This is a genomic window from Enterobacter sp. ku-bf2, from assembly GCF_001742765.1.
Classification (GTDB): Bacteria; Pseudomonadota; Gammaproteobacteria; order Enterobacterales; family Enterobacteriaceae; genus Enterobacter; species Enterobacter quasiroggenkampii.
In genome coordinates this window covers 141,944-155,288 of sequence record NZ_MDVW01000021.1, presented here as the reverse complement: position 1 = coordinate 155,288, position 13,345 = coordinate 141,944, and the positions used below count along the sequence as shown (strand labels likewise).

At 56.7% G+C, this 13,345-nt stretch carries 11 protein-coding genes; 7 read left to right on the top strand and 4 right to left on the bottom strand.

Going from position 1 to position 13,345, the window contains the following annotated elements:
• Nucleotides 1-51: 51 nt before the first annotated feature.
• The 5 genes from BFG58_RS20410 to yejF all read left to right on the top strand — a co-directional run bounded on the left by BFG58_RS20410 (nucleotide 52) and on the right by yejF (nucleotide 7,208).
• Entirely contained in the window at nucleotides 52-1,608 is a 1,557-nt protein-coding gene (locus BFG58_RS20410) for a cyclic di-GMP phosphodiesterase (RefSeq protein ID WP_045334347.1), read from the top strand.
• A gap of 74 nt (nucleotides 1,609-1,682) precedes the next feature.
• Nucleotides 1,683-3,488: an extracellular solute-binding protein gene (locus BFG58_RS20405; RefSeq protein ID WP_069720462.1), complete on the top strand. Its 1,806-nt coding sequence runs from the start codon at nucleotides 1,683-1,685 to the stop codon at nucleotides 3,486-3,488.
• 9 nt (nucleotides 3,489-3,497) lie between these two features.
• Nucleotides 3,498-4,592: a microcin C ABC transporter permease YejB gene (locus tag BFG58_RS20400; RefSeq protein ID WP_008500949.1), complete on the top strand. Its 1,095-nt coding sequence runs from the start codon at nucleotides 3,498-3,500 to the stop codon at nucleotides 4,590-4,592.
• Nucleotides 4,592-5,617 (top strand): ABC transporter permease, encoded by a 1,026-nt coding sequence (locus BFG58_RS20395; RefSeq protein WP_048224178.1) that lies wholly within the window; start codon nucleotides 4,592-4,594, stop codon nucleotides 5,615-5,617. Before BFG58_RS20400 ends, BFG58_RS20395 begins: the two co-directional genes overlap by 1 nt.
• Nucleotide 5,618: 1 nt before the next feature.
• Nucleotides 5,619-7,208 carry a microcin C ABC transporter ATP-binding protein YejF gene (gene yejF, locus BFG58_RS20390; protein WP_069720461.1) on the top strand — a complete coding sequence of 530 codons (1,590 nt, stop codon included), beginning with the start codon at nucleotides 5,619-5,621 and terminating at the stop codon, nucleotides 7,206-7,208.
• Between the two features lie 3 nt (nucleotides 7,209-7,211).
• Here yejF and BFG58_RS20385 read toward each other — a convergent pair whose 3' ends face one another.
• From BFG58_RS20385 to rsuA, 3 genes are all read right to left on the bottom strand, one after another.
• Nucleotides 7,212-7,556 (bottom strand): YejG family protein, encoded by a 345-nt coding sequence (locus BFG58_RS20385; protein ID WP_008500952.1) that lies wholly within the window; start codon nucleotides 7,554-7,556, stop codon nucleotides 7,212-7,214.
• 278 nt (nucleotides 7,557-7,834) lie between these two features.
• A complete protein-coding gene (locus BFG58_RS20380) occupies nucleotides 7,835-9,031 on the bottom strand; it encodes a Bcr/CflA family multidrug efflux MFS transporter (protein WP_045334334.1) in 1,197 nt (398 codons plus the stop codon).
• Between the two features lie 15 nt (nucleotides 9,032-9,046).
• On the bottom strand, nucleotides 9,047-9,754 hold the full coding sequence (gene rsuA / locus BFG58_RS20375) for a 16S rRNA pseudouridine(516) synthase RsuA (RefSeq protein ID WP_021241522.1): 708 nt from the start codon (nucleotides 9,752-9,754) through the stop codon (nucleotides 9,047-9,049).
• A gap of 281 nt (nucleotides 9,755-10,035) precedes the next feature.
• On the opposite strand from rsuA, the gene BFG58_RS20370 reads away from it, so the two are divergent.
• Nucleotides 10,036-11,796, top strand: coding sequence for a DEAD/DEAH box helicase (locus BFG58_RS20370; protein ID WP_069720460.1), 1,761 nt, complete (start codon nucleotides 10,036-10,038; stop codon nucleotides 11,794-11,796).
• Between the two features lie 125 nt (nucleotides 11,797-11,921).
• On the top strand, nucleotides 11,922-12,206 hold the full coding sequence (rplY, locus tag BFG58_RS20365; protein ID WP_008500956.1) for a 50S ribosomal protein L25: 285 nt from the start codon (nucleotides 11,922-11,924) through the stop codon (nucleotides 12,204-12,206).
• Between the two features lie 50 nt (nucleotides 12,207-12,256).
• On the opposite strand, the gene yejK is transcribed toward rplY, so the two are convergent.
• Nucleotides 12,257-13,264 carry a nucleoid-associated protein YejK gene (yejK, locus tag BFG58_RS20360; protein ID WP_008500957.1) on the bottom strand — a complete coding sequence of 336 codons (1,008 nt, stop codon included), beginning with the start codon at nucleotides 13,262-13,264 and terminating at the stop codon, nucleotides 12,257-12,259.
• Nucleotides 13,265-13,345: the final 81 nt, after the last annotated feature.

Genomic DNA, 13,345 nt, shown 5'->3' with positions numbered 1-13,345 from the left:
TTGCCCGTTACACTGAATACATCCAGCGGCTTTTCAGGAATCACGACGTCTATGCTTACCCGCTACTTCTCCAGTAATCGCAAGATACTGATCCTCAGTATTATCACTGGTCTCATTACCGCCCTGCTCCTGGGCTCCCTGCAATTTTCCTGGAGTTACCACAAGCGAGAAGTCAAATTCGACACCCTGGTGAATGATGTGAGCGCCTACATGGGGAGCTATTTCGACGATTTAAAAAAAGCGGTCAATGTTCTCCAGCCCCTCACGCTAAATACCTGCCACGACGTCAATCAGGAACTCACCTCACGCGCGGCCTTCAGCATTAACGTTCGCGCCTTCCTGCTGGTCAGGGACAAGATGGCGTTCTGCTCTTCCGCGACAGGCCCGATGAATGTCCCGATGAAGACGCTGATACCTGAGCTGAACATCGATAAACAGATCGATATGGCCCTGCTTCCGGGTACCCCCATGCTGCCTGATGAGCCGGCGATTGCGATCTGGTACCGCAACCCATTAGTAAAGGATGGCGGCGTGTTTACGTCAGTGAATATTAATCTGACGCCTTACCTGCTCTACACGGAGCGCCAGGACGAGTTCGCGGGTATCGCCATCATCATCGGCGATAACGCGCTGTCGACGCGGTCCAGCACCCTGGTTCATGCACACGAACTGCATGACATCCCGGTCCGCACGGCGACACTGAAAGACGTCCCCCTGACCATCAACCTGTATGCGGATGCATGGACAGGCGATGAAATCCTCTATGCGCTGTTTTTCGGGCTGGTATGCGGTATTTGTGCCGGATCGCTTAACTACTACATCCTCAGCATTCGGCTCAATCCGGGTAAAGAAATTTTAAGCGCCATCAAGCGCGGTCAGTTTTATGTGGTCTATCAACCCGTCGTCGATGCCAAATCGCTCAGGATGACCGGGCTTGAGGTCCTGATGCGCTGGAAACACCCGACAATGGGAGAAATTCCGCCGGACGCGTTTATTAATTTTGCCGAAGCGCAGAAGCTGATTGTCCCGCTGACGCTGCATCTCTTTGATCTTATCATTCACGACGCTCCCGTATTACAAACGCTGTTACCTCCGGGCGCAAAGGTGGGCATCAACATTGCGCCGGGTCATCTGCATGCGGAAAGCTTCAAGGACGATATGCGCACCTTCAAAGCGTTACTGCCGCCGGATTATTTCCAGATCGTGCTGGAAATTACCGAGCGCGATATGCTTAACCATCGGGAAGCCAACAGCCTCTTCGAATGGCTGCATAACGAAGGGTTTGAAATCGCCATTGATGATTTTGGAACCGGCCACAGCGCGCTGATTTACCTTGAGCATTTCACCATGGACTACCTCAAAATAGACCGTGGTTTTGTTAATGCGATCGGTACTGAGACCGTGACGTCGCCGGTGCTGGATGCCGTTCTGACGCTGGCAAGACGACTGAATATGTCGACCGTCGCCGAAGGGGTAGAGACGCCGGAACAGGCGGCCTGGCTACGCGAACACGGCGTTAACTTCCTGCAGGGATACTGGATTAGCCGTCCCATGCCGCTGGCGCAGTTCCGCGAATGGCGTCCTGATATTTCGCCCGAGGGCGATTAATTTCACATTGTCCGCGACGTCACTTATTATTCAGCTTAACCGAGCCGGTCTGTAAAAGAGGGAGCTGCCGCGAGATGCTTATGCGCTTTATGTTGCTGATGTTGGCATTCACGAGCCTGTCCAGCCAGGCGCAAGCCATCAAAGAAAATATCGCCTTCGCGGTGATTGGCGAGCCGAAATACGCGGTCAATTTTACGCACTTTGATTACGTCAACCCTGCCGCGCCTAAGGGCGGTAAGGTCACGCTTTCCGCCACGGGAACCTTCGACAACTTCAACCGCTACGCCCTACGCGGCGTGGCGGCCGCGCGGACGGAATCCCTTTACGATACGCTCTTTGTCACCTCCGATGACGAGCCCGGTAGCTATTATCCGCTGATTGCCGAGAACGTGCGCTACGCCGATAACTTCGCCTGGGCGGAAATCTCGCTGAACCCGCGAGCACGTTTCCACGACGGCACACCGGTTAAGGCCAGCGACGTTGCGTTCACCTTCCATAAATTCATGACCGAAGGCGTGCCCCAGTTCCGCATCGTGTATAAAGGCGCATCGGTCAGAGCCATTGCGCCGCTCACCGTGCGCATCGAACTGAGTGAACCCAACAAAGAGAACATGCTGAGCCTGTTCTCGCTGCCGGTGATGCCGGAATCGTTCTGGAAAGATCATAAGCTGAGCGACCCGCTCTCTACGCCACCACTGGCTGGCGGCCCCTACCGCATCACCGACTGGCGCATGGGGCAATATGTCGTCTATTCCCGCGTCAAAGACTACTGGGCGGCCAATCTGCCGGTAAACCGCGGCCGCTGGAACTTCGACACCCTTCGCTATGATTACTACCTCGACGATAACGTGGCGTTTGAGGCGTTCAAAGCCGGGGCCTTCGATTTGCGCGTCGAGAGCAGCGCCAAAAACTGGGCGACCCGCTATATCGGCAAAAATTTTGCTAAAGGCTATATCGTCAAAGACGAGCACAAAAATGCGTCTGCGCAAGACACGCGCTGGCTGGCGTTTAATATTCAGCGTCCGGTATTTAGCGATCGCCGGGTGCGGGAAGCCATCTCCCTGGCCTTTGATTTTGAGTGGATGAACAAAGCGCTGTTTTACGGTGCCTACAGCCGCGCCAACAGCTATTTTCAGAATACCGAATACGCCGCGCGCGATTATCCGAAAGCCGACGAGCTGGTCCTGCTGGCGCCGCTCAAAGCAGAGCTGCCACCGCAGGTTTTCACCTCCGTGTTTCAGCCGCCTGCGTCGAAGGGTGACGGCTACGACCGCGACAACCTGCTGAAGGCCAGCAAGCTACTGGATGAAGCGGGCTGGCACCTGAAAAATCAAAAACGTGTGGATGCCAAAACGGGCAAACCGCTCAGCTTTGAGCTGCTGCTCTCATCCGGAGGCAACGATCAGTGGGTGCTGCCGTTTAAGCACAATCTTGAGCGGCTGGGCGTGACCATGAACATTCGCCAGGTGGATAACGCGCAGATCACCAGCCGCATGCGCAGCCGTGATTACGACATGATGCAGCGCCTGTGGCCCGCGCAGCCATGGCCCAGCTCGGACCTGCAAATCTCCTGGGCCTCCAGCTACATCGACTCCTCGTACAATGCGCCGGGGGTAAAAAGCCCGGCGATTGATGCGCTGATTGCGAAAATCGTGGCGGCGCAGGGGGATAAAGAAAAGCTTCTGCCGCTCGGGCGCGCCCTCGACAGGGTCTTAACCTGGAACTACTACATGCTGCCGATGTGGTATATGGGCGAAGATCGCCTTGCGCGCTGGGATAAGTTCTCCGTGCCTGCCGTGCGCCCTGTCTATTCCCTGGGCTTTGATACCTGGTGGTATGACGTTAACAAAGCCGCCAGACTTCCCGCTGAGCGGCGATAAGGAATTAACATGGGTGCTTATCTTCTCCGCCGTCTGCTGCTGGTCATCCCTACCCTGTGGGCCATCATCACGATTAACTTTTTTATCGTGCAAATCGCCCCCGGTGGGCCGGTCGATCAGGCCATTGCCGCCATTGAATTTGGCAACAGCGGCGGCATGCCCGGCGGCGGCGGTGAAGGGATGGGCGCCAGCCATGCGCGAACCGGCGTAGGGAATATCAGTGAAAGCCACTACCGCGGGGGACGCGGGCTGGATCCGGAAGTGATCGCCGAGATCACCCACCGCTACGGCTTTGACAAACCGATTCACGAGCGCTATTTCAAAATGCTCTGGGATTACATCCGCTTTGATTTTGGCGATAGCCTGTTTCGCAGTGCGTCAGTGCTAACGCTGATCAAGCAAAGCCTGCCGGTTTCGATCACGCTGGGGCTGTGGGGTACGCTTATCATCTATCTGGTCTCTATTCCGCTCGGGATCCGCAAAGCGGTGTACAACGGCAGCCGGTTCGATATCTGGAGCAGCACGTTCATCATTATCGGCTATGCCATCCCGGCGTTTCTGTTTGCCGTCCTGCTGATCGTCTTTTTTGCCGGGGGAAGCTATTTCGACCTCTTCCCGCTGCGAGGGCTCGTCTCCGCCGATTTCAGCTCCCTGCCCTGGTACCAGAAAATTACCGACTATCTCTGGCATATTACGCTGCCGGTTCTGGCAACGGTCATTGGCGGGTTTGCGGCCCTCACCATGTTGACCAAAAACGCCTTTCTCGATGAAATTCGTAAACAGTACGTCGTCACGGCCCGCGCCAAAGGCGTGAGCGAGAAGCAGATCATGTGGAAACACGTGTTCCGCAACGCCATGCTGCTGGTGATCGCCGGGTTTCCGGCCACGTTCATCAGTATGTTTTTTACCGGCTCGCTGCTGATAGAGGTGATGTTCTCGCTCAACGGCCTGGGGCTGCTGGGCTATGAGGCCACCGTGTCGCGCGATTATCCGGTAATGTTTGGCACACTCTATATATTTACCCTGATTGGCCTGCTGCTGAATATCATCAGCGATATCAGCTATACGCTGGTCGATCCCCGAATCGATTTTGAGGGCCGATGATGCCGCGTTTAAGCCCCGTCAACCAGGCCCGCTGGGCCCGCTTTCGCCACAACCGCCGCGGCTACTGGTCGCTGTGGATTTTTGCCGTGCTGTTTGTCTTAAGCCTGTTTTCAGAACTGATCGCCAACGACAAACCGCTGCTGGTGCATTTTAACGATCGCTGGTACGTGCCGGTCATCGCCAATTACAGCGAAAGCGACTTTGGCGGCCCGTTTGCGACACCGGCGGAGTATCAGGATCCGTGGCTTCGCCAGCAGATTGAGCAGCATGGCTGGGCGCTCTGGGCGCCGGTACGTTTTGGCGCAAACAGCATTAACTTCGCCACCACAAGCCCCTTCCCTTCCCCGCCCTCCGCGCAAAACTGGCTGGGAACGGATGCTAACGGCGGCGACGTGCTGGCACGCATCCTGTACGGCACGCGAATCTCGCTTCTCTTTGGACTGATGCTGACGCTCTTCTCCAGCGTGATGGGCGTCGTGGCGGGTGCCGTTCAGGGTTACTACGGCGGGAAGATTGACCTGTGGTGTCAGCGGATTATTGAAGTCTGGTCAGGCATGCCGACGCTGTTTCTGATCATCCTGCTTTCCAGCGTCGTACAGCCCAACTTCTGGTGGCTATTAGGCATCACCGTCCTGTTCGGCTGGATGGCGCTGGTCGGTGTGGTAAGGGCCGAGTTTCTGCGCACCCGTAATTTCGACTATATTCGCGCCGCGCAGGCGCTTGGCGTGAGCGATCGCGGGATCATTTTCCGCCATATGTTGCCCAACGCCGTGGTGGCAACGCTCACCTTCCTGCCGTTTATTCTGTGTAGCTCCATCACCACCCTCACCTCACTGGATTTTCTCGGTTTCGGGTTACCGTTGGGTTCCCCATCGCTTGGCGAACTGCTGCTGCAGGGCAAGAACAACCTGCAGGCGCCGTGGTTAGGCATCGCCGCCTTTCTTTCCGTGGCCGTGCTGCTGTCGCTGCTGATTTTTATTGGCGAAGCCGTGCGCGATGCCTTTGATCCGAACAAGGCGGTATAAGATGACCCAGCCCCTGCTCAGTATTGATAACCTGTCGATTGCCTTTTCAAAACAGGACGAGACGCGCACCGTGGTCAGCGACCTGACGCTGCAGATCCAGAGCGGTGAAACGCTGGCCCTGGTGGGTGAATCGGGTTCAGGCAAGAGCGTTTCGGCGCTCTCCATCCTGCGGCTGCTGCCCTCTCCGCCGGTGAGCTACCCGCAAGGGGATATTCTCTTTCACGGCCGTTCGCTGCTGCACGCCGACGAACAGACCCTGCGCGGCATTCGCGGCAACAAAATCGCGATGATCTTCCAGGAACCGATGGTGTCGCTTAACCCGCTGCACAGCCTGGAAAAACAGCTCTATGAAGTACTCTCCCTGCACCGTGGGATGCGCAAAGAGGCCGCGCGGGGAGAAATTCTGGATTGTCTTGAACGCACAGGCATACGCAATGCGCCCAAACGACTGAATGATTTTCCGCATCAACTCTCCGGCGGCGAACGCCAGCGCGTGATGATCGCCATGGCCCTGCTCACGCGCCCCGAACTGCTGATAGCCGACGAGCCCACAACGGCGCTGGACGTGACGGTACAGGCGCAAATACTGACGCTGCTGCGGGAACTGCGTGACGAGCTGAACATGAGCCTGCTGTTTATCACGCACAACCTGAGCATTGTCAGAAAGCTGGCCGACAGCGTGGCGGTGATGCAGAACGGGCGCTGCGTTGAACAGAATACGGCATCAACGCTGCTGAGCGCACCGCAGCACCCCTATACGCAGCGGTTGCTCGACAGCGAACCCTCCGGCGACCCGGTTCCTCTCGATGCGGACAGCACACCGCTGCTGCGCGTTGAGGATCTGTCCGTCTCGTTCCCGATCCGCAAAGGTATTCTGCGCAGCATTGTCGATTGCAACCCGGTGCTGAAAAACCTCCGCTTCTCGCTGCGCCCGGGGGAATCCCTGGGGCTGGTGGGCGAATCCGGCTCGGGTAAAAGCACCACCGGTCTGGCGCTGCTGCGCTTAATTGCCTCCCAGGGCGAGATCCTGTTTGACGATATGCCGCTGCACCGCTGGAACCGCCGCCAGATGCTGCCCGTGCGTCCCCGCATGCAGGTGGTGTTTCAGGATCCCAACTCCTCACTTAACCCACGGCTCAGCGTGTTACAGATTATCGAAGAGGGTCTGCGCGTCCATCAGCCCGGCCTGAGCGCTCAGCAACGCGAGCAGGAGGTCATGCGGGTCATGGCCGAAGTGGGTCTAGATCCCGAGACGCGCCACCGCTACCCTGCGGAATTTTCCGGTGGGCAGCGCCAGCGTATCGCCATTGCCCGCGCGCTGATCCTGAAACCGGAGCTGATTATTCTGGATGAACCCACGTCGTCGCTGGACAGGACCGTTCAGGCGCAGATCCTGGCGCTGCTGAAAGGGTTACAGGAAAAGCACCGGCTGGCCTATATCTTTATCAGCCATGATTTACAGGTGGTGCGGGCGCTATGCCATCAGGTGATTGTGTTGCGTCAGGGAGAGGTGGTCGAGCAGGGTGATTGCCAGCGCGTATTTAGCGCGCCAACGCAGCGCTACACGCGCCAGCTGTTGTCGTCAGACTAGCGCTCAGAACGGGTACTGGCCGGAGAAAGGCTCGGCAATGGCAACGCCAAAATTTTTCAGACGGCAGGTGGCAGCAAACTCGTCCTGGCTTTTCACAAACAGGCACGGCTCACCTTCGCACTCCAGCACGGAGCTGTCCACTTCGATATCCGTCAGGGCCTGACTGAGACGCTCCATCACCCGCCAGGCATTTTCGTCACTCGGGCTTAACAGCTTGAGCGCCACCAGGCAGTTTTCACAGCCCGCGACGTTTTGCGGAATCGGTTCAACTTTCGAACCAGCAAAACCCGCCGACCAGCGATAGCTCTGGGGCAAGCGATGGACAATAGAAAGTTGTAATGTATTCACGTTCGTTCCCCGGAAGCAAAATTTACTTCACAATTTATTTACATTTATAGTAACACATCATCGTTAGCCTGCACTATTCAGCACTTTTTTATCGGTATTCAGGCTCGCGTCGGCGCTATATGTACCCGTTTCTGCGATCTAACTCAACCTTTTTAAATACAATGATGTGACTTTTTACACAAATAGATTTTACATAAAATAAACAAACACAGCATAAACGAACGGGGTTTGGTTGATATGCATCAACAAAAAAGGCCCTGCCGGGCCTTCTCTGTGTTTTAGTGGACCGCTTTTCGCGGTCGGCTGGCGTAAAGATAGAAGAGTATCGAGCTGGTTGCGCAAAAAGCCATCGCCCACAGCATGGGCCATGCCGTCGTAAAGGTGGCCATCGAAAGCAACGCGCCGACGATAGCGCCGATGCCGAAGCGGAACGTCCCGGCCAGGGAAGATGCGGTTCCTGCCATGTGCGGGAACTCATCCAGGATCACCGCCATCGCATTGGATGACACCATCGACACGCAGCCGACAAAGGCCGCCACGCCAACCACCAGCGCCCAGAAGCCCACGCCCAGAAACGCGCTCACCACCAGCCAGATCGCCATCACAAACTGGATCCACAGCCCGGCGCGGAACATGTTCAGCGCCCCCACCCGTCGGACAAAGCGGCTGTTAATGATGGTCATAATGAACAGGAAGACGATGTTAAGCGCAAAGTAATAGCCGAAGTGCTGCGGCGAAACGTGGTTCAGCTCGATGTAGACAAACGGCCCGGCGCTCAGGAAGGAGAACATTCCGGCAAAGCTGAACCCGCTCGCCAGCATATAGCTCAGCACCCGCTTGTGGCGAAACAGCGAGGCAAAGTTACCAATTGTGGTTCGGATGTGAAACTTCTGGCGGCGCTCGACGGGAAGCGTTTCATCAATAAAGAAGAAGATCATTGCGGAGGCCAGCAGCGCGGCCAGAGCCAGGATCCAGAAAATCACATGCCAGCTGAACCACACCAGCACCGCACCACCGGCCATCGGGGCCACCAGCGGCGCAATCGTCGTCACCAGCATGACAAACGACATCATGCGGGAGAACTCTTCTTTCGGGTAGATATCGCGCATCAGGGCATTAATCACCACGCTTGCCGCTGCCGCCGCCAGACCGTGGAAGAAACGCATGATAATCAGATGATCGATGGTCTGCGCCAGCGCGCAGGCAACCGCTGCGGCCGCAAAGACCAGCGTCCCGCCCAGAATGACCGGCTTGCGTCCAAGGCTGTCGGCCATCGGGCCATAAAACAGCTGGCCGAGGGCAAAGCCAAGAATATAGGTGCTGAGCGTCATCTGCGCGCTGCCCGCCGGAACGCCAAACTGCGCGGAAATCACCGGCAGCGCGGGCAGGTACATATCAATAGACAGCGGCATCAGCATGGCCAGCAGGCCAAGAATGAAGACGATTTTGAACGACGAGTGTGGCCTGGTGGTCACAGAGTTCTCCTGAAATTAGTGCGAAGGCAGACCGACGCTGGCGATCTCTTCTTCCGTTAACGGGCGATATTCGCCAGGCGCCAGGTCGGGATCGAGTTCAATCGCACCAATCCGTTCGCGATGCAGGCCAACAACGTGGTTCCCCACCGCGGCAAACATACGTTTCACCTGATGATAGCGCCCTTCGCTGATGGTCAGGCGGACCTCCGTCGGGGTGATGACTTCGAGCACCGCCGGTTTGGTCAGATCTTTTTCATTATGCAGCTGAACGCCTTTCGCGAAGTGCTCTGCCGTGTCATCCGACACTGGTGACTCCAGCGTCACGAGATAGGTTTTCTCGCAGTGGTGGCGTGGAGAGGTGATGCGGTGCGACCACTGACCGTCGTCGGTCATCAGCACCAGCCCGGTGGTGTCGATATCGAGTCGACCTGCGGCGTGCAGCTTGTGCGCCACCGGCTCGTCGAGGAAATAGAGCACCGTCGGGTGATCCGGATCGTCCGTTGAGCAGACGTAGCCTTCCGGCTTATTGAGCATGAAGTAGCGCGGACCGTGCTGCTGGGTCAGCGGATTGCCGTCATACTCCACCTGATGGTCAGGTTGCAGTTTGAACGCGCTGTCTCTCACAATGTCGCCGTCCACGGTAACGCGGCTGGCGCGAATTTCGCGCCCGGCAATAGCGCGGCTTACGCCGAGTTGCTGAGCGATAAACTTATCAAGTCGCATGAAATCTTTTTAGCCTTAATGGTGCAGGAAGTCGGACAACAGGTCCGAAAAAAGAAGCAGTCTGGAACGGTTCAGTATAATGGTCTGGTTGCGCCACTCAAGGGAAAAAGTTTCGTGGCATACTATCTATACCCTAAATAATTCGAGTTGCATGAAGGCGGCAAAGGAGTGAATCCCCGGGAGCTTACATAAGTAAGTGACCGGGGTGAACGAGTGCAGCCAACGCACAGGCAACTTGAAGTATGACGGGTATATGTGCGGAATAAAGAAACCGAGACCCTATGACTTTTACACTTCGTCCCTATCAGCAGGAAGCCGTTGACGCCACCCTCGCCTGGTTCCGCAAACATCGCGAGCCGGCGGCGATTGTGCTGCCGACCGGTGCAGGCAAAAGCCTGGTCATTGCCGAACTGGCGCGTCTGGCCCGCGGCCGCGTGCTGGTGCTGGCGCACGTTAAAGAGCTCGTCGCGCAAAACCATGCCAAGTATTGTGCGCTTGGACTGGAAGCCGACATTTTCGCCGCCGGGCTAAAGCGTAAAGAGAGCCACGGCAAAGTGGTGTTTGGCAGCGTGCAGTCGGTGGCCCGCAATCTGGATCTGTTTCGCAGCGAATTTTCGCTGCTGATTGTCGACGAATGTCACCGCATCAGCGATGACGACGACAGCCAGTATCAGCAAATCCTGTCCCACCTGAAAGAGGTGAATCCTCACCTGCGCCTGCTGGGCCTGACGGCGACCCCGTTTCGTCTGGGGAAAGGCTGGATCTATCGCTACCATTATCACGGCATGGTGCGCGGCGATGACAAGGCCCTGTTTAGCGACTGCATCTACGAGCTTCCGCTGCGCTACATGATTAAACATGGCTACCTGACGCCGCCTGAACGGCTGGATATGCCGGTGGTGCAGTACGACTTCAGCCGCCTGCAGGCGCAGAGCAACGGGTTATTCAGCGAAGCGGATCTTAACCAGGAGCTGAAAAAGCAAAAGCGCATTACGCCGCATATCATCAGCCAGATTGAGGAGTTCGCCGCGACGCGCAAAGGGGTGATGATCTTTGCCGCCACCGTTGAGCATGCGCGAGAAATCACCGGGTTACTGCCCCCCGGCGACGCGGCGCTCATCACCGGCGAGACGCCCGGCCCGGATCGCGATCGCCTGATTGAGGCCTTTAAAGCCCAGCAGTTCCGCTATCTGGTCAACGTATCGGTGTTGACCACCGGCTTTGACGCCCCGCACGTCGACCTGATCGCTATTTTGCGTCCGACCGAATCGGTCAGTCTGTATCAGCAAATTGTTGGCCGCGGCCTGCGTCTGGCGCCGGGGAAAACCGACTGCCTGATTCTGGATTATGCCGGTAACCCGCACGATCTCTATACGCCTGAGGTCGGCGCGCCAAAAGGGAAAAGCGACAACGTGCCCGTGCAGGTCTTTTGCCCTGCCTGCGGGTTTGCCAACACCTTCTGGGGCAAAACCACCGCCGACGGCACGCTGATCGAACATTTTGGCCGCCGCTGTCAGGGCTGGTTTGAAGATGATGACGGGCATCGCGAGCAATGCGATTTTCGTTTCCGCTTTAAAAACTGCCCGCAGTGCAACGCCGAAAATGACATTGCCGCTCGCCGCTGTCGGGAGTGCGACACGGTGCTGGTTGACCCGGACGACATGCTGAAAGCGGCATTAAAGCTGAAAGATGCGCTGGTGCTGCGCTGTTCCGGCATGGCGTTGCAGCCCGGCGCCGATGAAAAAGGCGAATGGCTGAAAATCACTTATTACGATGAAGACGGGGCGGACGTCAGCGAGCGCTTCCGGCTTCAGACGCCTGCCCAGCGAACGGCCTTCGAACAGCTGTTTATCCGCCCGCACACCCGCACTCCGGGCGTGCCCCTGCGCTGGATCACCGTGGCCGATATCGTGCGCCAGCAGGTGCTATTGCGCCATCCGGATTTTGTGGTCGCCCGCAAAAAAGGCCAGTTCTGGCAGGTGCGCGAAAAACTCTTCGACTACGAAGGTCGCTTCCGTCGCGCCAACGAATTGCGCGGGTAGCGGGACTTTTCATTGATGTGAGGGGCATTTGAGTATAAAATGCCGCCCGCTTCACATCCGTGAGGCAGAACACTCACCTGCTGCTGGGTCGCCTGTAGTAGGGTTTTAAATACAGAGAGAAATCAATGTTTACTATCGAAGCAGAAGTACGTAACGTGCAGGGTAAGGGTGCGAGCCGCCGCCTGCGTACCGCTAACAAGTTCCCGGCTATCGTTTACGGTGGCGAAGCTGCTCCAGTTGCAATCGAACTGGATCACGACAAACTGTGGAACCTGCAGACCAAAGCTGAATTCTACAGCGAAGTTCTGACCATCGTTGTTGGCGGTAAAGAAGAAAAAGTGAAAGTTCAGGCTGTTCAGCGTCACGCGTTCAAGCCAAAACTGACTCACATCGACTTCGTTCGCGCGTAATCGCAAACCTGTCGAAAAAAACCCCGCTTCTGCGGGGTTTTTTGTGCCTGCTATTTACCGCCCGAGGTGCGGCGCTGAAGCTGATCGCGCAGATTCGGCGGCGTCCCCTTAATGGTCAGCGTATCGGTGGCCGGGTCCCAGAAGATACGTTCCCCCAGCAGCATCGCATCAAAGTTGATGGTTAACCCGCCGCCGCTGCCGGCAAACTTGGTTAACTGACGCAGCGTGCTGCGATCCGCCGGGAAGCTCTCTTCAAGCTCATAGCCCTTCTCTGCGGTAAATTCCTGGAAGCTGACTTCGCTGACGCCCGCCAACTCTTTTGACAGCGACTCCAGCTCAATCTCTTCCCCAGCCTGCAGCTGTTCGTTGCAGTAGCTGTAAACCTGCTGGCGCACCGTCTGGCGCTCAGATTTATCAAGCTGCGCTTCGGCTGTGAAATCGTCCACCGCCTGGAGCAGCCCTTTGTTCTGCGCTTTTGCGTTAAGCCCTTCGCTGGCACCGAGGAAGTCCATAAAGAAATCCGCCACTTTGCGGCCCACGCGTCCCTTCAGGAAAGTCAGGTAGCGGGTCGATTCCGGGTTGGTTTCCCACTCGGTCAAATCAATACGCGCCACGATATCCGCATGGTTGATATCCAGATAATGCGTCGAGCTGATATCCAGCTGCTCGTTCACGCGCATGCTGCTTAAGTTATTCAGCACGGTAACCAGCAGATACTCGACCGCCAGGTAGCGGTAGTGGCAGAACAGCACGATCCCGCCGTCGGCGAACGGATATTTCGCCAGCTCGTCGCGCAGACGCCCGGTTGCCGCACGGCTAAACGCCAGGAAATCCTCTTCACCCTGGCGCTGCAGGCGCAGGCTATCGGCCAGTTCACTCTCTTCGCTGAACAGCCCATAGGCTTTATTTTTGGCGCTGTAGACACGATGCAGCTCTGCCATCATCTCCACAACGGTCGCCGTAGGTTCCAGTAACGAATCGCGTAGCACCACTTCAAGGGTTTGCTCATCGCGCTTGATAAGCTGGTGCAAGGCAATCTGGTTGATTTCCAGACTCATGATAAACTCTCCTTTTAGACCGGGCGGTATTCAACCACCACCAGGACATGTGTGCAACAACAGATAAAAAAGGGGAAAAAA

Bases quoted from the DNA above. Each gene is read 5' to 3' on its own strand.
- yejF (WP_069720461.1), top strand. From the start codon at position 5,619: ATGACCCAGCCCCTGCTCAGTATTGATAACCTGTCGATTGCCTTTTCA.
- BFG58_RS20405 (WP_069720462.1), top strand. From the start codon at position 1,683: ATGCTTATGCGCTTTATGTTGCTGATGTTGGCATTCACGAGCCTGTCC.
- rsuA (WP_021241522.1), bottom strand. From the start codon at position 9,754: ATGCGACTTGATAAGTTTATCGCTCAGCAACTCGGCGTAAGCCGCGCT.
- BFG58_RS20400 (WP_008500949.1), top strand. From the start codon at position 3,498: ATGGGTGCTTATCTTCTCCGCCGTCTGCTGCTGGTCATCCCTACCCTG.
- rplY (WP_008500956.1), top strand. From the start codon at position 11,922: ATGTTTACTATCGAAGCAGAAGTACGTAACGTGCAGGGTAAGGGTGCG.
- BFG58_RS20410 (WP_045334347.1), top strand. From the start codon at position 52: ATGCTTACCCGCTACTTCTCCAGTAATCGCAAGATACTGATCCTCAGT.
- BFG58_RS20370 (WP_069720460.1), top strand. From the start codon at position 10,036: ATGACTTTTACACTTCGTCCCTATCAGCAGGAAGCCGTTGACGCCACC.
- yejK (WP_008500957.1), bottom strand. From the start codon at position 13,264: ATGAGTCTGGAAATCAACCAGATTGCCTTGCACCAGCTTATCAAGCGC.
- BFG58_RS20395 (WP_048224178.1), top strand. From the start codon at position 4,592: ATGCCGCGTTTAAGCCCCGTCAACCAGGCCCGCTGGGCCCGCTTTCGC.